Source organism: Mesorhizobium sp. WSM4836, assembly GCF_055811815.1.
Window position 1 is genome coordinate 101,688 of sequence record NZ_JBVVQF010000009.1, and the last position, 25,899, is coordinate 127,586.

Sequence of the window (25,899 nt, forward strand, 5' to 3'; positions counted from 1 at the left end):
TCAAAGCGACTGCGCGATCAGCGCCAGAAATCCTCCGGTCAGCGCGACGTTGCCGACAAAGCCATTGATGCGGGACGCGCGCTCGGGGCCCTGATGATCCCAGAAATTATGGAACATCGGCGTAGCAAGGATAAGGAACAGGATCAGGCACAGAGCGGCGGCAGCGGTCCAGATGCCCACAATCACCAGTGCTCCGGCGATGATCTGCAGGACAATCCCCAGCCACAGCACCAGCCGCGCCTGCGGCACGCCGCGCATCCTCATCAATTCGCTCACCAACGCCGCATTCTGGATGTTGCGCAGGCCGGCAAAGACAAAAGTGCTGCCAAGCAGCAAGCGGGCGGCGAATAGGATCTCACTATCAAAGTTTGAAAACATGCTGTCGGTCCTTGGGCAGAAGAGAGGCGCGCGCGCAAGGCCGCGCGCCTGGTCCATGCTCAAGCGGCCATGACCGCCGGCATCGGATGGATTGCATGGAACGGAACGCAAAGCCGGTTCCAGGTGTTGATCATGCCGAGCGCAACCGAGAGCTTGACAAGCTCCTCGTCCGAGAAATGCTCGAGCGTCCTTGCATAGAGTTCGTCCGACACACCGTTGTCGGCGATCCTGGTCAGCGCGTCGGTCCAGGCGAAGGCTGCGCGTTCGCGCTCTGAAAACAGCGGTGATTCCTTCCAGGCGGAGACGAGATAGAGCCGCTGCTCGCTTTCGCCGTCGCGGCGGGCCTCGCGGCTGTGCATCTCGACGCAATACGAGCAGCCGTTGATCTGCGACGCCCTGAGCTTGATCAGATGCAACAGGTTTTTTTCGAGCCCGCATTCGTCGACTGCCTTGTTGAGCGCCGACACCGCCTTCATGATCTCCGGCGCCGCGCCGAAAAATTGCAGCCTCTGTTTCATCGTCCGTAGCCTTTCATGCTTGCTTGGTTGTACTTAATTTCTGCGGCCGCTGGTGGCGCTCGACAAAGGCGCAGTTGGCGACGACCGAACGAGGATCGGCATCGGCCGTGTATTCCGCAACGATGTCCGACAGCCGGGCGTCGGCGAGCGCGGCGCGATAGGCACGCTCGGCCTTCAGCATCGCCACCTTGATGCCGCAAGGTTTGACATAGACCGAGGCATCGAGCTTCGCTGGGCCGCGCTGGCGGATTTCGGCGCAACGGAAGGCCGGTTCGCGCCCCTCGACGGCCAGTACGATATCGAGCAGCGTTATGCGTTCCGCAGGCCGCGCCAGCCGGTAACCGCCGGACGGCCCCGGCACCGACTCCAGAATGCCCGACGCCGTCAGCATATTGAGATGCTTAAGCAGATAGCTCGGCGATAACCCGAACGCTTCCGCCATTGCAGCACCCGGCATGGTCGCCGCGCCATCAACGCCGGCAAGCATCGCGGCGCAATGAATGGCCGCTTCGACGCCCTCGCCCAGCTTCATCGTGCTCTCCTGCTCATGGATAAAGACTATCGTGGATAATTTTCATCCGCAATAGGAAAGTTAAAAAGCGGCGCCCATGAATGCCGCTTTTTTTCGCAATGCTATTCCGCCGCCACCTTGGCCATCGGGTTGTTCGGATGCGTCGTCCAGTTGGCGTAGATCGGTGACACCGGCTTGCCGGTGCGCTGGTCCATCACGCCGACCGCCAGCGGCTCCATGGTGATGCAGTTCTCGACCGGGCAGACATTGACGCAGAGATTACAGCCCACGCATTCGGCCTCGATGACCTCGAAATGCCTGACGCCGTCGACCATGCTGGTGATCGCCTGGTGCGAGGTGTCCTCGCAGGCGATGTGGCAGCGGCCGCATTTGATGCAGGCGTCCTGGTCGATATGCGCCTTGGCGATATAGTTGAGATTGAGATACTGCCAGTCGGTGACGTTGGGCGTGGCGCGACCGACGATGTCGTCAAGCGAGGCATGGCCCTTCTCGTCCATCCAGTTTTCCAGGCCGGCGATCATCTCCTGCACGATCTTGAAGCCATAGGTCATCGCCGCCGTGCACACCTGCACATTGCCGGCGCCGAGCGCCATGAATTCGGCGGCGTCACGCCAGGTGGTAATGCCGCCGATGCCGGAGATCGGCAGGCCTTTCGTTTCCGGATCGCGCGCGATCTCGGCCACCATGTTCATGGCGATCGGCTTCACCGCCGGGCCGCAATAGCCGCCATGCGAACCCTTGCCGTCGATCGTTGGCTCCGGTGCGAAATTGTCGAGATTGACCCCCGTGATCGAATTGATGGTGTTGATCAGCGACACCGCGTCGGTGCCGCCGGCAAGCGCGGCGCGTGCCGGCTTGCGTATGTCGGTGATGTTGGGCGTCAGCTTGGTGATGACTGGCATGCGGGTGTTGGCCTTGCACCAGCGCACCACCATTTCGATGTATTCCGGCACCTGGCCGACCGCCGCACCCATGCCGCGTTCCGACATGCCGTGCGGGCAGCCGAAATTGAGCTCGATGCCGTCAGCGCCGGTCTCCTCGACCACCGGCAGGATCGCCTTCCACGCATGTTCCTCGCACGGCACCATCAGCGAGACGACGATCGCCCGGTCGGGCCAGTCCATCTTGACCTGCTTGATCTCGCGCAAATTGACCTGCAGGTCGCGGTCGGTGATCAGCTCGATGTTGTTGAGGCCAAGCAGTCGGCGATCGGCGCCCCAGATCGCGCCATAGCGCGGGCCGTTGACATTGACCACCGGCGGACCCTCTTCACCGAGCGTCTTCCAGACAACGCCGCCCCAGCCGGCCTTGAAGGCGCGGATGACGTTATAGGCCTTGTCGGTCGGCGGCGCGGAGGCCAGCCAGAACGGGTTCGGCGATTTGATGCCGACGAAATTGTTGCGGATGTCTGCCATGCTCATGCCCTCCCGTTCGAGGTCAGTGCCCGGTGGATGGATTCGGCCGCGTCGCGGCCTTGCGCGACAGCCGAGACTGTCAGGTCGTCGCCGCCGAAAATGCAGTCGCCGCCGGCATATACGTTTGGCAGCGAGGTGCGGCCTTCGGCGTCGACCTTGATGCGGCCGGCTTCCAGGGCAAGCAAGGCTCCGCTGCCGTTGAGCGCAGCCGGGACAAAGCTCTGGCCGATCGCCTTGAACACCTGGTCGGCGGTCAGCATCAGCCGCTCGCCGGTTCCAACGAGCCGGTCGCCGTCCATCGCGGTGTATTCGAGCTCGATCGCCGACACCTTGCCGCCATCGGCAATGACCCGCTTCGGCTGCAACCAGTGCCGGATGATGACGCCGTTGGCGGCAGCCAGATCCTGCTCGAATTCGGAGGCATTCATGTGCTCCGGGCCGCGCCGATAGCAGATCGTCACCTCTTCGGCTCCGAGCAGCTTCGATTGCACCGCCGCGTCGATCGCCGTCATGCCGCCGCCGATGACGACAACACGCCGTCCGACCGGCAGGCGGGCCAGATCACCGGCCTGGCGAAGCTCGGCAATGAAGTCGACGGCATTGGTGACGCCTTGCGCCTCCTCGCCATCCGCTCGCAAGGCATTGACGCCGGCAAGCCCCATGCCGAGGAACACCGCATCGTAATTCCTGGTCAGGTCCGACAGCTGGTAATCACGGCCGAGCGCCTTGCCGTTCTGGATGTCGATGCCGCCGATCGACGTGACATAATCGACTTCGGCCTGGGCGAAATTGTCGACGCTCTTATAGGCGGCGATACCATATTCATTGAGGCCGCCGGGCTTCGGCCGGGCTTCCAGGATGGTCACGTCGTGGCCGTAGCGGGCAAGTCGATGCGCGGCCGCAAGCCCGGCCGGTCCGGCGCCGACCACGGCGACCGTCTTGCCGGTCGGTTCGGAGCGCTTGTAGAACTGCTTGTTTTCGGCCATGGCGACATCGGTGGCATAGCGCTGCAGTCGACCAATCTGCACCGGTTTGCCTTCGGCTACCTCGCGCACGCAGACCTGTTCGCACAGCGTCTCGGTTGGACAGACGCGGGCGCACATACCGCCCAAAATGTTCTGGTCGAAAATGGTCTTGGCTGAGCCGATCGGATTGCCTGTCGAAATCTGGCGAATGAACAGCGGGATGTCGATCGAGGTCGGGCATGCATTCATGCACGGCGCGTCATAGCAGAAATAGCAGCGGTCGGACTCGACCAGCGCCTCGTGATGATCGAGCGGCGGATGCAGGTCGGCGAAATTGTCGGCGTATTGTTCCGGCGCGAGCCGCCCGCCGGCAATGCCTTGCTTGAACTGGCCTTCTGGCATCGTCAGTTCCCCACGTTCTTGTTTTGGAGAAGGCTAGCACGTTTTATTTTTTTATCAATTGGTCAATTTTCAGTGCAACCGACTGAAAAGCTTCAATAAACTTGACTGCAACAGTCATATTTTCCAAACGGCCATATACGTCACGAAGCAGTTACGGAACCGCGTTCAGGAGTGTTGCCATGGATCGAAATGATTTCGTCCGCGACCAACTCTTGCAGCCGCCACAGATTGCGGTCGCGAATGCCGAACTCTTCCAGGTGACTGACGGTGTTGTAGAGATATTCGGCACCGGATCCGACATGCCCGCAGGATCTCGCCAGCACCCGCGCCACCTTTTCCAGCGGCTGTTGGAGCGAGGTGCCCCTGCCGGTTACGCCGACCCAGAAGCCCAACGCCCTGGCCGTGCCTTGGGCCGTATGCACGGGAAGCCACCTGACAGAACCGATACTCTCTCGGTCATCGATCTCGCGCCGCAACAGCCTTTCGACCTGCAGCGGTTTTTCGCCTTCCGGCAGGCGGTAGATGACGCCGTTGCATCGCCCGCCCCGCTCGAGCGCCATCATCAGTCCTGGCTGCTCGACGCTGCCGCGCCAGCGCACCATGTCGAGGCAGAAGGACCGGTGCCAGCCAAACGCGGTGGCGCGTCGTCGTTCGACGGATTCGAACGCCGGCTTCCAGATCAGCGAGCCGTAAGCGAACACCCACAAGGGGGCCTCGTCTGCTTCGCCTGAAAGGCGCAAGGCAAGGGCTCGGAAATCTTCGTCGGTCAGCTGCGTCCAGCTGCCATCGGGGCCGGGATCGATCTCCTCCCGATGGCACAGCGCGACAAGTTCGGAAGTGAGCGACATCCGGCGCATGGATCAGCAACCCCTCGTTGACCGTAAGCAAAGTCGAAAACCGCAAAGCGCGCAACCCAGTAACATTTCCAATTTGCCGTCATCTTTTTGGTTGGCTGTCGGATTTTCGTCGTGAAGATCGTCCTAGAATGGATCGCGCATGATCGATGTACAAACCGCAAGGAGCACGACAATGCCACAGTCCCCGATGCCCTTCTTCTGGTACGAGCTGATGACCACCGATCTCGACGCCGCCGAGGCGTTCTACACCGCCGTGGTGGGCTGGAGGGGGCAGCCTTTCGACGGGGCGCCGGGCATGCCGCGCTACATCGTCATGAATGTCGGCGAGCGCGGCGTCGGCGGGTTGATGACGCTGCCCGATGACGCGCGCAAGATGGGCATGCCGCCGGCCTGGATCGGTTATATCCTCACCAGGGATGTCGATGCCGCAACCGCCTCCCTCAAGAAGGCTAGTGGCGCGGTTCACCGCGAGCCGGACGATATTCCAGGCGTCGGCCGCTTCGCCGTCGTTGCCGACCCGCAAGGCGCGATGTTCAACTTCCTGCAGCCCAGCGGTCCCGACCAGCCGCCGCTGCCGTTGACGACACCCGGCAACATCGGCTGGCATGAGCTCTATACGTCAGACTGGAAGGCGGCATTCGATTTCTATTCCAGCCAGTTCGGCTGGGAGAAGGGCGACGCCATGGATATGGGTCCGATGGGCGTCTACCAGCTCTTTTCCTTCGGCGGCGAACCCGTTGGCGGCATGATGAACAAGCCCGAGCAGATCCCGGTGGCGGTCTGGCAGTTCTATTTCAATGTGCCCGGTATCGATGCGGCAGCCAAGCGCGTCACCGACAATGGCGGCAAGATCCTGATGGGTCCGATGGAGGTTCCCGGCGGCAGCTGGATCGTGCAGTGCACAGACCCGCAAGGCGCACACTTTGCCCTGACAGCGCCCGGGCATTAGCGGCCGCGCTATCGCGGGGCCGCCATCGGCGGCCCCAAGGCTGCGGCATTCCTCCCAACCGCCGCGGTGCCTGAAACTTCAGCCGCGCATCCGCTCGAAATTCGCGTCGAACAACGGGGTCGGCTGCGTGCGTGCGACGTGTCGTTTGCCCAAAAGCTCGATTTCAAAGCCTTCGACTTCGTCGGCAATCTCTTTCGGCACATAGCCGATGGCGACGGACTTTTTCGAATGATGCGCGTACCCGCCCGACGTGACCCAACCGCGCATCGCACCGCCGTACCAGATTGGCTCGTCGCCGATGACATCGGCATCGACAGCACCGACGACAAAGGCCCGCAGCCGCAGTCTTCCGCCGTGTTTGCGCTCGGCCAGCGCCGCCTGCTTGCCGATGAAATCGGCCTGCTTGCCGTAGGCGACGAAGCGGTCGAGCCCGGCTTCCAACGGCCCGTAGATCGGCCGGTATTCGCGCGCCCACGAGCCGTAATTCTTCTCAAGCCGCAGCGCATTGAGGGCGCGCGAGCCGAACAGGCCGATGCCGAATTCCTCGCCCGCGGTCATCAAGGCTTGCAATGCCGCACGCTGATATTCCGGAGCGACCCAGATTTCGTAGCCGAGATCGCCGGTGTAGCTGACGCGCCCGACCAGGCATGGCGCCATGCCGACATCCATCTTGCTGATGGCCATGAACGGAAAGGCGGCATTGGATACGTCCGACCGCGTAACCTTTGCCAGCACATCGCGCGCCTTCGGTCCAGCAATCGACAAGCCGGTGAGTTTTGCTCCGAGCGCCTCGATGCTGACGGAGCCGTCCTTCGGCAGATGCGCCTCGAACCAGCGCATATGGTACTGCTCGGCGACGCCGGAGCCAGCGAGGAACCAATCGTTACTTGCAGAATTTGGACCGCCGAGATTGGCCAGCGTAAAGTCGCCGATCAGCCTGCCGTCTTCCTTCAGCATCGGCGCCAGCGTCATGCGGCTGGGCCTTGGCAGCTTGCAGGCAAGCAAGCGGTCGAGCCACGCTGCAGCGCCCTCGCCGGTTACTCTGTACTTGGCGAATGACGAGATTTCCGACAGGCCAATGCCTTGCCGAACCGTCTCCACTTCTTTCGCGACATGCTCAAAATCGTTCGAGCGGCGCCAGGAGAATTCGTCCCTGACGCCTTCGGGCGCGTACCAGAGCGGAACCTCCAGCCCGTAGGCGACCCCCCATTGCGCGCCCTTCGCCGACAACAGATCGTAGATCGGTGTCGTCTTGAGCGGCCGTCCGGCGGGCAGTTCCTCGTTGGGGAAGCGGATCGAAAACCGCCGCGAATAGTTTTCGCGCACCTTGGCGTTGGTGTAGGCCATTGTCGCCCAGTCGCCGTAGCGCGCCACATCCATCGCCCAGATATCGGCGCCAGGATCGCCCTCGATCATCCAGTTCGACAGCGCCAGTCCGACGCCGCCGCCCTGCGAGAACCCCGCCATGACACCACAGGCCACCCAGAAACCCGGCAGGCCGCGTACCGGCCCGACCAGCGGATTGCCGTCCGGCGCGAAGGTGAAGGGCCCGTTGATGATCTGCTTGATGCCGGTGTTCTGGAAGGCCGGGAAATGCCGGAAGCCGACCTCCAGTGACGGTGCGATGCGGTCGATGTCGGGTTCGAGCAGCTCGTGGCCGAAATTCCATGGTGTCTGGAACTCGGACCACGGCTTGTTGGCCTTTTCGTAAGTGCCCATCAGCATGCCGCCGCGCTCCTGGCGCAGATAGAGCTCGCCGTCGAAATCGACTGCATGGATGATCTCCGTGCCGGTCTTCTGGTTCCAGGCGGCGACTTCCGGCATGTCCTCGGTAATCAGGTACATGTGCTCCATCGCCAGCACCGGCAGCTCCAGCCCGACCATTCGTCCGACCTCGCGCGCCCACAGGCCGCCGGCGTTGACGACATGCTCGGCCACCACCTCGCCCTTGTTGGTAATGACGCGCCACAGCCCGTCGGCGCGCCGCACGATATCCTCGACCCTGGTGAAACGCTCGACCTCGGCACCAAGCTTCCTCGCCGCCTTGGCATAGGCGTGGGTAACGCCGGACGGGTCGAGATGACCATCCTCCTTGTTGCGGACGGCGCCGACGAACTGCTTGCGATCGAGCAACGGCATCAGCTCGGCCGCCTCATCAGGCGATATCTCCTCGAGCTCGATGCCGAGATAGCGGCCCTTGGCGACGACGCCGCGCAGCCAGTCGAGCCGCGCCTCGGTCGCCGCCAGCAAGACGCCGCCAGTCAAATGCACGCCGGTCGCCTGGCCGGACAGCTCCTCGATCTCCTTGTAGAGCGATATCGTGTATTTCTGCAGCTTGGCGACATTGGGATCGCCATTGATCGTGTGCATGCCGCCGGCGGCGTGCCAGGTCGAGCCGGAGGTCAATTCATCGCGCTCCAGGAGCACGATGTCGGTCCAGCCGTGACGGGCCAAATGGAACAGCACGGAGCACCCGACAACGCCACCGCCGATAACCACGACCTTTGCATGCGATTTCATGGGATTCTCGTCATTTCAAAGAGTTGGATGGGTTCCATGATTCAGGAGGAGAAGAAAATGGATCCGAGAAGAGTGGTGCTTAAGGCTCGCTTTGCCCGATCGCTTCTTTGCGCTTGGCGACATACGCCTCCAGCGCCTCGCGCCTGGAGATGTCCATCACCGGCTCGACATAGTCCTCCAGCGCCTTCTTCCAAAGCCGCGTCGCACGCGCCGTGGCGTCGAGCCCGCCGGCCTCCTGCCAGGCTTCGAAATTCTGCCAGTTGGACAGAATCGGCTGGTAGAAGGCCGTAGCGTAGCGCTCCAGCGTGTGTGGCTCGCCGAAGAAGTGGCCGCCGGTCGGCACCGCACCCAAAGCCTCGACGGCAAGCTCCGCCTCGTTGACTTCGATCGGGCGCAAAAACTCCATCATGTGCTGGATCATCTCGACGTCGATGATGAACTTTTCGAACGACGCTGTCAGCCCGCCCTCCTGCCAGCCGGCGGCATGGTAGACGAGATTGCCATGGCCTAGCACCGCGCCCCACAACGCCATCAGCGTCTCATAGGCGCCTTGCGCATCGGCGGCATTGGAAGCCGAGCCCGGTGTCGTGCGGTAAGGCAGCTTGTAACGCCGTGCCAACTGTCCGGACGCTATATTCGCCTTGGTGTTTTCAGGCGTGCCAAAAGCCGGCGCTCCCGATTTCATGTCGACATTGGAGGTGAAGGCGCCGTACATCACCGGCGCGCCGGGGCGGACGAGCTGCGTCAGCACCACGCCGAACAGCGCCTCGGCATTCTGCTGGGCGAGCGCGCCGGCAAGCGTGACCGGGCTCATCGCCCCCATCAGCGTGAATGGCGTTACCGCCGCCGACTGGCCGAACTCGGCCATCGTCATCAGCCCCTCGGCCATCATCTCGTCGAAGCGGCGCGGCGAGTTGACCGAAATGATCGTGGTGACGCCGGGATCGTCGCGAATCTCGTCAAGCGTCAGTCCGCGCGCGATTGCCATCATTTCGATGCCGTCGAGCGCCCTGCCGCGGCCGATGGCCGAGACGTGAAAGCTTTTGTCGGTCAGTGTCAGATTGGCGAAATAGGTGTCGAGGTGACGGGAATTCGCCGGCAGTTCCACCGGCGCGCAGACCTGGTTGCCGAGCATGTGGATGCAGTTGAAATGCTGCGCCAGCCGGACGAGATCGGAATAATCGCGTAAATTGCCGGCACGGCGGCCGCGCTCCATGTCGTGCACATTCGGCGGCCCGGCGACGAGCGTGAAGTTGATGGTATTGCCGCCGAGGTGGACGGCATGGGCGGAATTGCGCGGTGTCAGCGTATAGCTGGACTGTGTCTTCTTCAGCGCCTCCTCGATCATCCCGCGATCGATGCGGACGTTCATCGAGGCACGATCGACCTTGGCCCCGGCCTGCTCGAACAGCGACAGCGCCCGCGGGCTCATCACCTCGATGCCGAAATTCTCCAGGATATGCATCGACGCCTGGTGGATCGCCTCGATCTGGTCGGCCGAGAGCATCGCCATCGGCGGATAAGGATTTGTAACCCGCCTGAGCGGCAGCTGCGGGATGGCGGTCGGTCCCCTGTTGCTAGTTCGCTCGGCGCCGCGCTTGCGTCTTGGTTCGCTCATACGGGGCATCAAAGCGCCGGCACAAGGATCGAGCTGTCAAGATTCCGCCACCTGCGGGCGTGATTTTAGCCAAGGCGCCATTACGGGAATTTCACGTCGTAAAAGCGACAACAAAGGTCGGAATGTTAATACTAGCTCAGTGCCAGCCAAAGCGGCCAGTGAGCCGTTAAGGAAGGCAGCAAGATTCCTTTTATGTTTTCGGCCTAATGGTCTTCCAATGCATAGGTCGAGTTTTAGTAAAATTGTCGCGATTGCCGTGCCGCTGACGCTTTCGGCCTGCGCGACGCCGCCGAGCCACATCAACGATGTCTGCGCCGTTTTCGACCAGAATGACGGCTGGTTCGACAATTGGCAGGCGGCGGCACAACGCGCCGAGCAGAAATACGGTGTGCCGGTCCCGGTGCTGATGGCGACGGTGCGCAAGGAATCCGGCTTCAAGAGCAATGCCAGGCCGCCGCGCACCAAGCTGCTGGGCTTCATTCCCTGGAAACATATCTCCAGCGCCACCGGCTTCTCGCAGGCGCTCGACGGCACTTGGGCGCAATACCAGAACGAGACCGGCAGCTGGGCGGCGCGCCGCACCCGCTTTGCCGATGCCGTCGACTTTGTCGGCTGGTATCATTCGAAAACCGCCGACACGCTCGGCGTCGCCCGCAACGACACCTACAATCTGTATCTCGCCTACTATCTCGGCTGGAACGCCTATAAGCGCGGCAATCGCGGCGACGCCGACGTGCAGCGCTATGCGCACGCCACCGAACAGATGGCGCAGGACTACGCCGCGCAGCTACGGCAATGCGCGCGCTAGCATTTAACGGCGCGTATTAACGGCTCTCAGCCGCCCTTGGGTTTGCGCGGCTTGCGCGTCGCGTCCTCGGCCTGGCGGCCGTCGCCGACAGTCGGCGGCATGATTGGTGCCACCGCGCTGTCGGCAGGGCTTGAGGTGCCGCCGGTCTCTGAAACGTCGTCGCGAACCTCGTGACTTCGGGCTTTGGCGACCGCTTCGGCATTCTCCACTGCCTGGCCCTCGGCATCGGTTTCAACACTGCCAGTCTTTCCATGCGGTCGCTTGGGCGGATCTCCGGCAAAGCCCGGGCCAACACCGTGGCTTGCATCATCCGGCACGCCCTCATTCGCGGCGTGCTCCTTGTCGAATTTGATCACCGGCTCCATTTTCGCCAGCACGTCGTCCGACAGCCAGCACAGGCTCATATGGCCGTCGCCGAGATTTTTGACTGGCGGCACCTTGGTTTCGCAAAGATTGTCCGGCACCAGTTTCTTGTAGCCGCAGCGCGTCTGGAACGGACAGCCGGACGGCGGGTTCATCGCCGAAGGGATGTCGCCCTCCAGCACGATGTGCTTCTTGACCACGCTGGTGTCGGCGATAGGGATCGCCGACAGCAATGCCTCGGTATAGGGGTGATAGGGCGGCGCGAATATCTGGTCGGTCGTACCTTGCTCGACGATATAGCCGAGATACATGACGACGACGCGGTCGGCGATGTAGCGCACCACCGACAGATCGTGGCTGATGAACAGCATCGTCGTCTTGTTCTTGCGCTGGATGTCCATCAAGAGCTCGGTCACCGCGGCCTGGACCGACACATCCAGCGCCGAGACCGGCTCGTCGGCCACCACCACCTTGGCGTCGCCGGCAAAGGCCCGCGCAACGCCGATGCGCTGTTTCTGGCCACCTGAAAGCTGGCGCGGCTTGCGCGTCTCGAACGCCCTCGGCAGCTTCACCAGGTCGAGCAATTCCAGCATCCGCTTGCGTCGGTCGGCCACTGTGTCGCCGACATTGAACTTTTCCAGCGTGCGAATGATCTGCGAACCGACCGAATGGCTGGGATTGAGCGTGTCGAACGGATTTTGGAACACCATCTGGATCGACGACACCGTGTCGACGCTGCGCTTCTCGATCCCGGTCGACTGGATCTCCTTGTTGCCGAGCTTCACGCGGCCGGAGCTTGCCGTTTCGAGGCCGAGCAGCACTTTGGCCAAAGTCGATTTTCCGCAGCCGGATTCGCCGACGATAGCGACGGTCTCGGATTCGCGCGCCATGAACGAGATCGTCTCGTTGGCCTTGACGACACGCCCCTCGCTCGAGCCGAACACTTCGCTGCCGCCGACCTTGTAATACTTCCTGAGGTCCTCGATCTGGAGCACCGGCGCACCAGGCACCACCCGCTCGTTGACCTTCTTGGCGCCGGGTGGCAGCGCCTCCCAGTCGATCTCGTTGAAGCGCACGCAGCGCGAGAAATGCCCGTCATGGCCTTCGACCGCGATCATCGGAATTTCGGCGGCGTTGCAGACGCCCTCGACGAAATGGTGGCAGCGCGGGCCGAAATTGCAGCCCTTCGGCCGCTCGTGCGGCAGCGGCAACTGCCCAGGGATGGATATCAGCGGCCGTGAATTCTTGTCGGCGCCCGGCAACGGGATCGAGCGGAACAGGCCTTGCGTGTAGGGATGACGCATCCGGTCGAAGACGTCCTTGATCTTGCCCGTCTCCACCGCTTCGCCCGAATACATCACCGTGATGCGGTCGCAGGTCTCCAGGATCAGGCCAAGATTGTGCGACACGAAGATCATCGAGGTGCCGAACTTCTCGCCCAGCCCCTTGACCAGATCGACGATACCGGCCTCAACCGTCACGTCGAGCGCTGTCGTCGGCTCGTCGAGCAGGAGCAGCGCCGGCTTCGACAGCAGCGCCATAGCAATGACGATGCGCTGCTGCTGTCCGCCGGAAAGCTGGTGCGGGTAGGAACGCATCATGCGCTCGGGATCCGGCAGCCTCACCGCGCGCACCATTTCCAAAGCGCGCTTGTAGGCTTCGTCCTTCGACACCTTGTCGTGGATCAGCGGCACTTCCATCAGCTGCTGGCCGACCTTCATCGCCGGGTTGAGGCTGGCCATCGGCTCCTGGTAGATCATCGCGATCTTGTTGCCGCGGATAGCACGCAGTTCCTCGACGGACAGTTCTCCCATGTCCTTGCCCTGGAACTTGATCTTTCCGCCGACGATTTTTCCGATGTTGGAGAGGTCGCGCATGATGCCGAGCGAAACGGTCGACTTGCCGCAGCCGGATTCGCCGACGATGCCCATCGCCTCGCCGGGCATCACCGTGCAGGAAAAATCCATGACGGCCGGGATCTCGCCCTTGCGGGTGAAGAATGAGATCGACAGGTTCTCGATCTCGATGATCGGCCCGTTCGTCGGCCCATTGGTCGGCTTGGCGGGATTTCGAACTGCCTCATTCATGGGTCGCTCCAATCCTTGTTCTTCAGGCATGTCGGGCCGAACCCGGCATCGATCTTTCCCGGCGTCAATCTTTCTCGGCGTTCAAATCTTTCCCGGCATCAATCTTTCATAGACTGTTCGCGCAATGAATCCGCCAGGAGGTTGAGGCCGAGCACGAACGACATCAATGCGATCGTCGGCGGCAGCGCCGGGTGGATGAACGAGCGCAGCAGCCGGCTGGCATCCTTGATCGCCGTGCCCCAGTCCGGGCTTTCCGGCGCCAATCCCAGCCCGAAATAGCCGAGCGTGCCCAGCAGGATCGTGGTGTAGCCGATGCGCAGGCAGGCGTCGACGATCAGCGGCCCGCGCGCATTGGGCAATATCTCCCACAGCATGATGTACCAGGGCGATTCACCGCGCGTCTGCGCCGCCGCAACATAATCGCGCGTCTTGATGTCCATGACCAGGCCGCGCACGATGCGGAACACGCCCGGGCTGGAGGCGAACACCACCGCCACGAAGATGTTGAGCTGGTTGGGATCGATGTGGATGATCTTGAACGGATCGGCATCGAAGACAAGGCCGGCATAGATCCAGCCGCCAACCACCAACGTCAGCCCAAGCAGGATATAGAGGCGGTCGGGCCGGTTCTTGTAGCGCGTCCAGAACAGCACGCTGAAGAAGATGATCGGAAACAGGAAGAACAGCCCTGCCATCGCGTAAGGGATCGGCGTGTCCATGATGCCCGGCGTCACCAGCAGGTAGAACAGGAGGATGACCGGGAAGGCCAGCACAAGGTTGGCGAGGAAGGACAGCACCGTATCGATCTTGCCGCCATAATAGCCGGCAGGCAGGCCGAGCGTGATGCCGACCATCAGCGCAAAACCGGTCGCCGCCGGCGCGATGATCAGCACGATCTGGCTGCCATAGACCATTCGGCTGAACACGTCGCGGGCGAGCTTGTCGCCGCCGAAGAGATAGGCGAGCCCCGATTGCGAATCGATTGCGCCCGGCAGCGCGTCCTTCATGATCGGCACCTGGGCGAGCGGATCGAAGGGCGAGATGGTCGAGGCGAAGATCGCAGTAAACAGCCAGAACAGGCAGATGCCGACGCCGACGATGCCGACCCCGCTGTCGAAAAGCTGGCCGTAAAGGCCAAGCTTCTTCTTGTAGCCGAAGCTCGCCCCCATCACCAGGGCGAGAGCGATCCAGACCGGCCAGAAGCGGGTAAGCACGCCGAGTACGACATTGAAGGCGCTGAGATATTCGACCTGCATCCGCTGGTCTCCTATTGAACTCTGATGCGCGGATTGAGGAACGCGTAGCCGACATCGGAGATGAGCTGTGTGATCAGGACGATAAACACCGAGACCAGCGAGCAGCCGAGCAGAAGATCGATGTCGTTGTTGCCGGCGGCCTCGACCAGCGTGTAGCCGAAACCCTGGTAGCGGAACATCACCTCGACGATGACGACGCCGGTGAGCAGCCAGGGAAACTGCAGCATGATGACGGTGAACGGTGCGATCAGCGCGTTGCGCAGAGCGTGCTTTATCACCACGCTGCCGAAGGAGAGGCCCTTCAGCCGGGCGGTTCGGATATATTGCTGTGTCATCACCTCCACCATCGAGGCGCGGGTCATGCGGGCGATGTAGCCGATGCCGTAGATCGCCAGCGTCATCACCGGCAAGGTGAAATTGTAGAAGGTGATGCCCTGGCTGGCCGAGGCGGCCGAACCGTTCAGCACGCCGAGCCAGGAGGCGAAGATGACGGTGAAGATGACGCCCGACACATATTCGGGCGTCGCCGTCGAGGCGATCGAAGCCACCGACAACGTGCGGTCGGTGCGTGAGCCCTCGCGCATGCCGGCAAGAATGCCGATCAGGAGCGAGACGGGCACCATAACCGCAAGCACGCAGAGCATCAGTATGCCGGTCGCGCTGAGCGCCGGAAAGAGCTTTGAGGCGACGGTCGTCTTGAACTTGGTCGAGCAGCCGAAATCGCCCTGCAGGATGCCGGAGAATGTCGGCACGACCGGATCGTTGCAGAAGGAGAAACGCTGTGCGGGCTTGCCGGTCGCCGGGTCGGTCACCGGCTGCTTGGGCATGACGCCCAGCCATTGACCGTAGCGGATAAAGAAATTCTGCCGATAACCATGGTTGACCAGCCAAGCCTCAAGCTGCTCGGCCGATGTGTGCATTTCGGTTTGGCTGATCGCGAGCTTCTTCAGATTAGGCCCGAGATTAACCAGGAAGAAGACGATCATCGTCAGGCACAGCATCGTCAATGCCATGGTGCCGAGACGCCTGATAACGAAAGAAAGCATGGCGGTCCCCTGCCGGTCGGGTTGGGGGTTGGAACCGGTTTGCAAGCCGTGCCCTGCCGTCAGCGACAGAACAAGCCTTCAGACCAGTCCCAGATGCAATACCCTTTTTATTGCAGACCCCGACCGAAGAGTCCGCAACTTTTTGCTGCGCCGACTTCCGGTCCCAAGGACCATGCAAAGAGCGACGGAAAGGGGCGAGACGCCCCTTTCCGGATCGTCAGGTCAGGCCTGGTCGAGCCAGACCTTGCCGTAGTCGCGCTCGAAGGTCGGGTGCATCTTGTAGTTCTGCACCGCCTTGACCGAATGGCTGTAGAGCTTGCGCCAATAAGGCTGGATGATAATGCCGGAATCCTGCAGGATCTGCTCGATATCCTTCATCATTTCCTTGCGCTTGGCTGCGTCGGCAACCGCGAGCGCAGCGTTGAGCTTGGCATCCCACTCCGGATTCGACCAGGCCGTCTCGTTCCAGGCTTCACCTGTACGATAGCCGATCGCCAGAACCTGGACGCCGAGCGGCCGCATGTTCCAATTGGTCATCGACAGCGGATACTTCGTCCAGTCGTTCCAGAAGGTCGAACCCGGCAGCACCGTACGCTTGACCTTGATGCCGGCGTCACGCATCTGCGCGGCGATCGCATCGCCGGTGTTCTTGTGCCAGTCTTCGTCGACCGTGATCAGTTCATGCTCGAAATCGGCCTGGCCGGCTTCCGCCATCAGCGCCTTTGCCTTGGCCGGGTCGCGAGCAACCTTCGGCAATTCGTAGTATTCCGGATGGATCGGGGCGACATGGTGGTTCTCGGCAACCGTGCCGGCATTGCCGTAGCCGAGCTGGAGGACGACAGCGTTGTCGACCGCGAGCTGCAGGGCGTTGCGAACCTTCTGGTCGCCGTAAGGCTTGTTGGTCACATTGGTGCGGCAGACGATCGTCGAGGCGGTGACGACCTCGGACTTCGCCAAGTCCATGCCGTCGAGGATCGACACATAGTCGGCCGAGGTTTCGAAATTGGTGTGCACTTCGCCAGCTTCGAAAGCGCTGACCATCGCCGCCGGATCGGTGCCGTAGTCGATGAACTCGATGCCGTCCAGGAAGACGTCACCATCCCACCATTTGTTATCTTCGCGGCGCTTATAGACCACTTTCTGGCCGACATCGTAGGAGACCAGCTCGAACGGCCCAGTGCCGATCGGGCAGGACTTGAAGTCGCCACCTTTTTCGTCGAACGTCTTGTGGACGATGAGGCCGGGATAGTCGCACACGTTGGGAATGAGGGCGATATCCGGCTTGCTGAGCGTCAGCTTGATCGTGTGGTCATCGACCTTGGTCACCGCGCTCTCATCCAGCTTGTCGTCCTTGACCAGCGAACCGAGGCGACCGGGCATGGAATTGCCTTCGGCCTTCTTGTCGGCCCAACGCTTGAGGTTGAAGATGACGTCGTCTGCGGTGAAAGGATCGCCGTTGTTCCAGGTGACGCCTTTGCGCACATGCAGCGTGTATTCGGTAGCGTCGTCATTCACGTCCCAGCTCTCCAGCAGATAGGGGCGGAATGTGTATTCGGTGGTATATTTGACCAGCGGCTCGAGCGCCTGACGCTCGGCATTGGCGATTTCCGACCAGTCGGACTTGCGCGGATCCTTCGGATCCTTGATCCATTGCGCGACCTTCAATACGCCGCCTTTCTTGCCCTGGACCTCTTCCGCCTTGGCCGGCGTCGGGTCTGCAAGGCCAAGCATGCCATAGGCCATCGCGGTCGACGCGCCGAAGACGCTGGCGAGAGCCAGAAATTCGCGACGATCCATCTTGCCTGCCTTGGCGTCTTCGGCCATGGCCAGGATGTGATCGGGAACGCGGTCGCCGTTACTCTTGTAGATCGTCATGACTAACTCCCATTGTTGGCTTTCTGCCTTTTAACATTCCGCATTCGCGCCATGATGTCAAAGACGGCACGGATTGGGAACATGCCAAGGAATGTGCAACTTTGAAAGCAGGGCGGTTCGCGCGATAACGACAGTCTTGGCGCAAATTTGCTACTGCGCCAGGGATTTCGGCCGAAATCTCAACGGGCGATTAAACTGGGGCATTCGCTGCTGCGTAGCGCGTTCTTCGGACAAGCAACCGTTCTGCGCGAACGGCTGGTTTCAATATTCCCGTTCGTAGAAAACACCGCCCTTGGCTTCGCCGGCGTCGGTTGCCTCGCCACGCAGCTTGACGCCGCGCCCCACGTCGAGATCGACGGTTGCCTTGCCCGAGCCAGGCCTGTCGCCCTTCTGGATCGTCACATAGGTGCGGTCGTTGAGATACTTGCCCGCCGAGACGGCGGTGCCGCCCGCTTCGTCGGTGATTACGTCGAGATCGTCGACGCCGATCGCGCTGCGCAGGTTCTGCAGCAGGGAGGTCGAGCCGCCGACGCCGGCCAGTTGTCCGGCAGCCTCGGCAAGCTGCGCGATCTGCAGCGGCGACAGGTTCGACATTGAACGGCCGAAGATCAGCTGCGCCAGCACCTCATCCTCCGGCAACGCGGGCACCGAGGAGAAGGTGAATTTCGGGTTGTTCGCCTCGCCCGACACTACGATGGTCACGGTGGCGCTGGTTGTCTTCGATTGCGCCGTGAGGTTGAGGTAAGGCACCAGGGAGCCGGAAAAGCCGACGGAGCCTTCGGTGAAGGTCAACCGCTTGGCAAGGATCGTCAGCCGTCCGCGCCGCAAGGTGAAGGTGCCGACCGCCTGGGGTGACGATGCCGGGCCGGTCAGCCGCAGCGAACCGCCGAGTTCGGCGTCGACGCCCCTGCCCTGGATGAAGATCTGGCTCGGCGCATTCACCGTGACGTCGAGGTTGAGGCCGCTGCCTCCGCCACCGCTGCTTGCAGCGGCCGGGCGCAACGCCTTGTCCTGCGCACGCACGGCGGCCGGCGCGTTCTTGTGCTTGACATTGAGCTGGGCCAGCGAGCCGGGCAGCTTTTCGGGTACCGTGATGACGGTCTTGGCCAGGTTGACGGTGCCGGAAATCACCGGCGCGGAGGTGAGCGGTCCCTTGACGGTGAGGTCGCCGCCAAGATTGGCGGTGACCACCTTGCCGTCGGTATAGCGGCCGTCGACGAGCTTGATCGACAGATCGGCCGGAAAACCCTTAGCCGGATCGATGCCGACGGTGCCACTGGCCGAGAGGCTGCCGCGCGTCGACAGCGTGCCGGTCAGGCGGTTGATCCTGGCCACGCCGCCACCGATGGCGACATCGGCAGTGATGTCGTTGACCGCAAGCCCCGAGCGCGCGTCGAGCAGGCGGGCGCCTGACGTGCGGACCGTGCCTGAGATCACCGGCGACGTCGCCGGGCCGCGCACCTGCACATCGACGTCGGCCGTGCCGCTCAAGGACAGGCCTTGCGCGGCGAGTGTCCTGGTGAGGAAGGCGAACGGCACCTTGCCGGAAAATTTGAGATCAAGGGTAGGCCCGCCTGATGTTGTCATCGTGCCGCCGCCCTTGAGGCCGAGGCCGGCGGCATCGCTCATGTTGGCGTCGAAGGTCAGTCTGTTGCCCGAATACGTACCCGAGGATGAAACGCCCATGGCGCCAAAACCTGCACCACGGGTCTGCGACGTCTGAACGCCTGCGGCGTCGATCTTGAAGGCAACGGCCGGATTGGCCGGCGCACCCGTCACCTTCACCGTGCCCGAGATGGAACCGACGGCATCGAGGCCCGGCGAAAAACTGTTGGCTATCGAGATCGGCACGCGTGCGAGCGCCGCGTTGAGATCGAGCGCCTGCCCAGCCTTGCCCGTGACCGTCGCCGTGCCGCCGCCGAGATTGAGCACCAGCCTGTCGAGGCTGGTCACGCCATTGGCGATGTTGATGGTCGAGCCCTGGGCGATGGCCGCTTTGATGCCGCGGATGGTCGCCTCGCCGGAGGCTAGTTCGACCGTCGTCGTGCCCTTGATCGCCTTGACCCGGCCGGCGGCCCTCAGCGGAATATCCTTGACGGAGGCACCACCGGAAAAACCGGTCCATTCGCCGTCGCGCTTGAGATCGACATCGACGCCCCGAATAGCTGTGCCGCCGGAAGTTACGCTATCGGCACGGATTTTGCCCGAGATCACCGGTGCCGCCAGATAATTGGCGATCAGCGCATCGATTGTCACGGCCTTCGCCGAGACATCGCCGCGCGAGATCGAGGCCGTTGTCGCCTTTACGGCGACCTGCGGCACGGTGCCCGTCTTGGAGAAGGCGATCGTGCCGCGCACATCGCCATCGGCCTTTTCCAATGCCAGGGCCGCAAGCGGACCGATATCGGGCAGGTCGAGCGCCACGGTGCCGGCCGGCACGAAGGCATCGTCGAGCGCCAGGTCGCCGGAGATACGGTTCTTGCCGAGCGACAGCAAAAGCCCGTTGATGGCGCGTTTGCCGTCCGATGTCGCCAGCACGGCGCTGCCCTGCAGCGGTTGACCCCCGACATTTCCGGTGAGTTGCACATTCGCAGCCGGGTTGGCGGCATCAGCCTTGCCAGTGGCAGTGAGCTTCAGACCGGTGATCTCGCGCGCCGCGACCGAAAGCCTGTCGCTGTTGACAGTCAGCGACAGATCCGGCGCGGTGGCGGCGCCTTGCGCATTCAGCGCGAAAGAGATGGCGCCTTTGGCGTCCTTGGATAGCAACGAAACGTCGCCCAGCGCGCCTCTGACGTCGGCGCTGAGCTTGTTGTCGGCAAGGCTCGCCTCTCCGTCTGCCCTCAGCGAACCGGACGATAGCCTGACGGCGTTGGCAGTGACATTGCCGTTGGCGTCCCGCTTCAGCGCGGCACCGAATTGCGTCCGCTCGGCGAGCATGCCACGAACTCCGGCCGGCAGCGCTGCTGACGCGGCATCCGCCTTGACATTAAGGTCGATGGCGCCGTCGGCCAACGAGACCCGTCCGTTGAAGCCGCTGTTGAACGCGTCGCTGGTCACCGTGCCGCTATCGATGACGATGGCATCGGTGGCAAGGCTGCCGGCGACTTTGGCGATGACCTTGCCGGCGACCAGCGGCGCGATGCTCGGATTGTCGAGGCCGATTTTTTGGGCAGTCACGGTGCCGGAGATTGGCCCGCTGCGCGCTTTGACGTCGAAGCGATCGGAGTGAAGCGCAAGGCTAATGCTCTCGGCCTTGGCAGCATTGGTCGCAGCCGAGGGCAGCGTTGCGGAAATATCGAGCTGCGGCTGGGTGCCCTGCCCGACGGCCTTCAGCGACAGCGCCTGCAGCTCGAGCTTGATCGGGCTCTCCTTGCTGCCAAGCGACAACGGCAAGCTCGGGCCGGTAGAGGCTAGGTCAAGCGCAAAATCGCTGGCACCGTTCGGATTGATAGTGCCGGCCGCCTTGCCGGAGATTTTCTCGCCGGCAAGCGTCGCCTGCTCGATCGCCAGGCCGCTGGCCGACGAGAAACGGCCTGCCGCATCGACATTGAGTGGCCCGAGCCCAGCCTGTCGGGTGTGGCTGGTTTCGGCGCCGCTGAGCCGCGCGTTGAAGCGAATATCTGGGGCAGCCGACGATCCCGTGACCTGTGCGGTGCCGCTGAGCGTGCCCACGGCATCGAGACCCGGCGAAAAATCATTGGCAAGTGCTGCCGGCACCGCCGACAAGGTGGCAGCGAGATCGAGCGTCTGGCCAGCCGAACCCGATACGGCAACCGAACCGCCGCCGACACCGAGCGCCAGTTTCTCTATGCTCACCATGCCATTGGCGATTGTCAGCGCCGATGGCTGCGCGACCGCTGCCTCGATGCCGCGGATGGTCGCCTCGCCCGAGGCAAGCTCGATGCTGGTGGTGCCGTTCGCAACCCTGATCCGCCCGGCCGCGCTGGCCGGAATGCCGGCGACCGTGGCGCCGCCGCTAAAGCCGGTCCAGTCGCCGTCGCGCTTCAGGTCGACATCGATGCCGCTGATCACCGTCGTTCCGGAGGTGATCGTGTCGGCCTTGATCTTGCCGGAGATTGCCGGGGCTTTGAGATAATTGGCGACCAGTGCGTTGACGGCGATTGTCTTGGCCGCCAGTTCGCCGCGCGAAATCACGGCGCTCATCGCATCGATCGCGACCGTCGGCGCTCCGTTGTCGTTCGCAAATCGGATGGTGCCTCGAACGTCGCCGGCTACCGTTTGGCCGGCAAGTCTGGCCAGCGGAGCAATATCGGCGGCATCGAGGGTCAACGTGCCGAGCGGCAGCAGGTTGTCGTCGAGCCCGAGGTCGCCGGAGACCTTGTTGTCGGCCAGCGAGACGGCAAGTCCGTTGATGGAACGCTTGCCGTCGGTTGTGACCAGCGATGCCTTGAGGTCGAGCGGCTGGTCGTCGACCGAGCCGGTCAGCGAGACATCGGCGGCGGGACTGGCGATATCGGCCTTGCCGCTTGCGCTCAGCTTGATCTGCTTCACCACATGGCCGGACGCCGTCAGGCTGTCGCTATTGGCCGAAACCGAGAAATCCGGTGCGCTGCGCGCGCCGCTTGCGGTCAGCGCGAAACCGACGGCGCCGCCGACATTGGCGCCGACCAGCGGCGACAGCACCGACACGTCGGCCAGCGTGCCCTTGATATCGGCCCGGATATCGGTGCCTTGCGCACTGGCGGTGCCGCTGGCGCTAAGCGTGCCTGAGGTGAGTTGCAATGCATTGGCGGCGAACGCCCCGTCCGGGTCGCGGGTCGCGGTTGCGGAAAACTGCACGCGCTGGCCGAGAACCGCGCTGATCTGCGGCGGCAGCGCCGTCGAAGCCGCGTCGGCATTCATCTTGAGCGTCATCGACAGATCGGCAAGTGCCACGGTCGCCGTCACGGACGCATTGAGCGCGTCGCTGCGCAGCGTGCCTTGGTCGACGACGACCTGATCCTTGCTAACCGAGCCGGCCAGACCGGCGCTGACCCTGCCCGTTACCAGCGGCGCCAAAGTCGCGACGTCGGTGTTCAGGCCGGCCGCCGTCAGTTGGATAGTGACCGGGCCGCTACGGTTCTGGATGTCGAAACCATCGGAATGGACTTGCCCGATCAGGTCGTCCACCCGCGTGCCGCCCGCCACCACCGAGACCAGCGACACGCCGATATCGACCATCGGCGCCTTACCATCGCCGAACGCGCGGGCCGTGGCATCCTTGATCGCCACGGTTATCGGCTGCGCCTCGCTGGCGAGGCTGAGCACGATCGGCGGCCCCTTTGCGGCGAGCTTCACCGAAAGATCGCTGGCGCCGTTCGGATCGACAATGCCTGCGGCAGTCGCGTGCACGGCGCCGCTGTCGATAGTGGCGCGCTCGACATCGACGCCGCCGGCCGCGGTCGCTGTGCCGGCGAGGTCGAAGCTGGTCTTGCCGGCAAACAGCGGTTTCAGGGTTTCGGGCAGGAAGCGCTCGAATTCGCCATCGCCATTGGCCTCGACATAATGACCCTTGTCGGTGAGCTGATGGCGACCGGTAAGCTGGGTGACGATCCGGCCGTCGACAACGAAGGTCCCGATGCCATTCCAGTTGGCGAGCGGTCCTGTGCCGGAAACGACAATGTTGACCGGCGGCGCGCCCGGCAGGTTGAGCAGGTTGGCGATGATGCCGCCGGCGGGCTCGGATGCTTTAAGGTCGAGGTCGAGCTTGTTGTCGGCCGGCGCGAAATGGGCTTTGGCGTCGACCGTGCCTTGCTTGCTGTCGTGGCGAATGACGTTGAGGTTGGTCTCGATCGCCAATGGTGAGGCGTCGGCCTTGAGCGCTCCCTTGGCTGCAAGTTCGGCGACACCGCTGCCGGCCAGAGCCTGCCCGAGCGCGATCTCGGGAAGGTCGAGTTGCTTCACGTCGATGGAAACCGGCAGCGTCGTCGCTCCGCCTTGGCTCGGCTGTGTATTGGCCACCGGCAGCCTTGCCAACTCGATACGCTCGACCGCAATGCGATCGGCGCTGAAGCTCTTCGACAGGAGTGCCCGCGGCGACCAGTCGACGGCCACGTTGCGCGCCACCATCCAGGCGCCTTCGCGATCCTCCAGAACGACATGATCAACCCTCAGCGCGCCCGACCAGATGCCGTCAATGCCGACGACAGTGATCTTGCGATCACCGGTCGAGGCCATGGTCGAGATGATGCCGGCAAGGTTTTCGCGGCCGCCCTCGGTTTTGGTCAGCACGACGAGCGCTCCCACCGCCGCTGTCGCGATGATGAGCAGCGTGTAGAAAAGCATACGTAGGATGCGCCTGAATATTGCCATCAGAATGCCTGGCCGATGCCGGCATAAATGCCGAAATGAGGATCGTCGGGGCCGCGGTTGAGCGGCACTGCCGCGTCGATGCGCAGCGGCCCGAACGCCGTCAGATAGCGCAAGCCTACACCCGCGCCGACCTTCATGTCCGAAAAATTGGGAACCTGCCTGGTCGACACCGTGCCGGCATCGACGAACGGCACGACGCCGATCTTGTCGGTGACGGCAATGCGCATCTCGACCGAGGTCTCGAAGAAGGAAAGCCCGCCGATCGGCTCCCCATTGCTGTCCTTCGGGCCGATGCCTTGATAGGCATAGCCGCGCACCGAGCCGCCGCCGCCGGAGTAGAAGCGGCGGTCGGCCGGAACATCCTGAAGACCGGCGCCGATGATCGAGCCGATGGCGACACGTTCGGCGAAAACGAATTTCGAGGCCGAATCGAGCGACTGGTAGGCCGACCCCTCGCCCTTCAGCTTGACAAAGGCAGCCCCGCTCAAAACGTCGTAGCTCGGCTCGGCATAGGCCAGCACCCTGAAGCCCCTTGTCGGATTGAGCTTGTTGTCGCGATTGTCGTAGACATATTGCAGCGGAATGCTGGCGATCAGATAGGTGTGCTTGCCGAAAGCGTCGTGGATTCTCGAGTAATCAAGCGCGACTTGCGCGGAAACCGTCTGCTTCTTGTCGAGTTCGTAGGATAGGCCGGTGCTACCCTTGACCGAAAAATGGTCGTAGGCGTCGGGGTGCTCCAGCACGGTATTGACGCTGGCGATGAATTTCGACGCCGGTCCGACCACGCCCGGCTTTTCGAACATGACGCCGGCATTGTAATTGAGCTGGGTCAAGTCGTTGCTGCCGATGCCGCTGATCTTGCCGTCGATGCGCAGCTTTTCGGCGTGGCCAAACAGATTGCGGTGCCCCCAATAGCCTTCGAGGCCCAGCCCTTCGGTGTTTGAGAAGCTGCCGCCAATGCCGAAATAGCGCGGCTTGCGTTCGCTGACCTGGACACCGATCGGGACGTTGCCCTCGGCGTCGAGGGCGTCGGCTTCCTTCACCGTCACGCTGTTGAAGACCTCGAGCCCGAGCAGCCGGTCGCGTGCATCGTCGATCTCATCGGGCGAATATCGGCGGCCGCGCTTCAGGCCGGTCATATATTCGGTGAAGTCGCGGTCGACCTTTTCGGTGCCCTCGACAGTGGTGTCGCCATAGCCGGCGACCGGCCCGGCCGCGACGGTGAGCGTCACGTCGAGCGTCGAACCGGCGTGCTCGGCGACGATCTCGCGGCCCGTCACCTTGGCCAGCGGCCTGCCTTCTTGCTTGAGTGCCCGCACGATCGCCGCCTCGGCTTTGAGCACGGCGCCCGAACTGGCGTCACCGCCGGCGATCAGACCGAAATCGGCACTTGCCAGCCCCGCTGCATCGCCTTTCAGCCTGACGTTGCCAAGCGTGAATTTCGGCCCGGCTGCTATGCTTATCACCACCGGAATCGGCTGCGGGCCGGAAAACTCGGCATCGGGCGGCAAATCGTCTAGCGGCTTGCCTTGGATGGTGATGGTGACGACACCCTCGTAGCGCGCCTCCGCATAGAGCGCGGCGACAAGTTGCTCACGGTCGCTGCGCGCCTTGGCCAAAAGACCCAGCGAACCTGATACCGGGTGTTCCTCGTCGGCTTTCAGCGCGGAGGCGTTTTCGAGCTTCTCGGCGAGATCCTTGTCGGCGTCGGGCGCTTCTATCGTTACGGCATAGCGCAGCGGGTCGACGATGTCGGCATCTTCGTCCTTTGACGACCCCCACAGCTTGATGCCGAAAATCTCGAAGGCTGCCGCACTTCCGGTTTCGGCAACAAGTGCCGTCGAGCACAACAATGCAAAAAGCAGGGCGCGCGAAAGCGCGCGCCGTGGCGCGGTTCCTCCCGACATCTGCCTTTCATACGCCGGCATTATGCTCCTAGCCTAGCTCGCAAACCTAAAATTGGAATGAAGTTCTGAAGCACTCGTAAAGGGGCCACAA

At 62.8% G+C, this 25,899-nt stretch carries 16 protein-coding genes; 2 read left to right on the forward strand and 14 right to left on the reverse strand.

What is annotated here, in order from left to right; all coding sequences use genetic code 11:
* The 6 genes from AC0L2P_RS13290 to AC0L2P_RS13315 all read right to left on the reverse strand — a co-directional run bounded on the left by AC0L2P_RS13290 (position 1) and on the right by AC0L2P_RS13315 (position 5,067).
* Positions 1–378, reverse strand: coding sequence for a DoxX family protein (locus tag AC0L2P_RS13290; RefSeq protein ID WP_473501804.1), 378 nt, complete (start codon positions 376–378; stop codon positions 1–3).
* Between the two features lie 59 nt (positions 379–437).
* On the reverse strand, positions 438–896 hold the full coding sequence (locus AC0L2P_RS13295; protein WP_473501691.1) for a carboxymuconolactone decarboxylase family protein: 459 nt from the start codon (positions 894–896) through the stop codon (positions 438–440).
* A 13-nt stretch (positions 897–909) separates the two neighbouring features.
* Positions 910–1,428 carry an RrF2 family transcriptional regulator gene (locus tag AC0L2P_RS13300; protein ID WP_473501692.1) on the reverse strand — a complete coding sequence of 173 codons (519 nt, stop codon included), beginning with the start codon at positions 1,426–1,428 and terminating at the stop codon, positions 910–912.
* Between the two features lie 101 nt (positions 1,429–1,529).
* The gene (gene preA / locus AC0L2P_RS13305) at positions 1,530–2,843 is read right to left on the reverse strand and encodes an NAD-dependent dihydropyrimidine dehydrogenase subunit PreA (RefSeq protein WP_473501693.1); all 1,314 of its coding nucleotides are present in this window, start codon (positions 2,841–2,843) and stop codon (positions 1,530–1,532) included.
* A 2-nt stretch (positions 2,844–2,845) separates the two neighbouring features.
* Complete coding sequence (locus AC0L2P_RS13310) at positions 2,846–4,210, reverse strand: NAD(P)-dependent oxidoreductase (protein WP_473501695.1); 1,365 nt, start codon at positions 4,208–4,210, stop codon at positions 2,846–2,848.
* 140 nt (positions 4,211–4,350) lie between these two features.
* Complete coding sequence (locus tag AC0L2P_RS13315) at positions 4,351–5,067, reverse strand: gamma-glutamylcyclotransferase (protein WP_473501696.1); 717 nt, start codon at positions 5,065–5,067, stop codon at positions 4,351–4,353.
* 172 nt (positions 5,068–5,239) lie between these two features.
* On the opposite strand from AC0L2P_RS13315, the gene AC0L2P_RS13320 reads away from it, so the two are divergent.
* Positions 5,240–6,016: a VOC family protein gene (locus tag AC0L2P_RS13320; RefSeq protein WP_473501697.1), complete on the forward strand. Its 777-nt coding sequence runs from the start codon at positions 5,240–5,242 to the stop codon at positions 6,014–6,016.
* A 78-nt stretch (positions 6,017–6,094) separates the two neighbouring features.
* Here AC0L2P_RS13320 and AC0L2P_RS13325 read toward each other — a convergent pair whose 3' ends face one another.
* Positions 6,095–8,536, reverse strand: coding sequence for a GcvT family protein (locus AC0L2P_RS13325; protein ID WP_473501699.1), 2,442 nt, complete (start codon positions 8,534–8,536; stop codon positions 6,095–6,097).
* A gap of 79 nt (positions 8,537–8,615) precedes the next feature.
* Complete coding sequence (locus AC0L2P_RS13330; RefSeq protein ID WP_473501700.1) at positions 8,616–10,154, reverse strand: trimethylamine methyltransferase family protein; 1,539 nt, start codon at positions 10,152–10,154, stop codon at positions 8,616–8,618.
* A 217-nt stretch (positions 10,155–10,371) separates the two neighbouring features.
* Here AC0L2P_RS13330 and AC0L2P_RS13335 point away from each other — a divergent pair, with 217 nt between their 5' ends.
* A complete protein-coding gene (locus AC0L2P_RS13335) occupies positions 10,372–10,962 on the forward strand; it encodes a transglycosylase SLT domain-containing protein (protein ID WP_473501701.1) in 591 nt (196 codons plus the stop codon).
* Positions 10,963–10,988: 26 nt separating this feature from the next.
* Here AC0L2P_RS13335 and AC0L2P_RS13340 read toward each other — a convergent pair whose 3' ends face one another.
* The 6 genes from AC0L2P_RS13340 to AC0L2P_RS13365 form a co-directional block, all read right to left on the reverse strand.
* Positions 10,989–13,412, reverse strand: a complete 2,424-nt coding sequence (locus tag AC0L2P_RS13340) for a dipeptide ABC transporter ATP-binding protein (protein ID WP_473501702.1) — start codon at positions 13,410–13,412, stop codon at positions 10,989–10,991.
* 98 nt (positions 13,413–13,510) lie between these two features.
* The gene (locus tag AC0L2P_RS13345; protein ID WP_473501703.1) at positions 13,511–14,668 is read right to left on the reverse strand and encodes an ABC transporter permease; all 1,158 of its coding nucleotides are present in this window, start codon (positions 14,666–14,668) and stop codon (positions 13,511–13,513) included.
* A gap of 11 nt (positions 14,669–14,679) precedes the next feature.
* Complete coding sequence (locus tag AC0L2P_RS13350) at positions 14,680–15,714, reverse strand: ABC transporter permease (protein WP_292663614.1); 1,035 nt, start codon at positions 15,712–15,714, stop codon at positions 14,680–14,682.
* 222 nt (positions 15,715–15,936) lie between these two features.
* A complete protein-coding gene (locus AC0L2P_RS13355; RefSeq protein WP_473501704.1) occupies positions 15,937–17,589 on the reverse strand; it encodes an ABC transporter substrate-binding protein in 1,653 nt (550 codons plus the stop codon).
* Positions 17,590–17,850: 261 nt separating this feature from the next.
* Positions 17,851–23,901, reverse strand: a complete 6,051-nt coding sequence (locus AC0L2P_RS13360; protein WP_473501705.1) for a translocation/assembly module TamB domain-containing protein — start codon at positions 23,899–23,901, stop codon at positions 17,851–17,853.
* On the reverse strand, positions 23,901–25,829 hold the full coding sequence (locus AC0L2P_RS13365) for an autotransporter assembly complex protein TamA (protein ID WP_473501707.1): 1,929 nt from the start codon (positions 25,827–25,829) through the stop codon (positions 23,901–23,903). The genes AC0L2P_RS13360 and AC0L2P_RS13365 overlap by 1 nt, the downstream gene beginning before the upstream one ends.
* Positions 25,830–25,899: the final 70 nt, after the last annotated feature.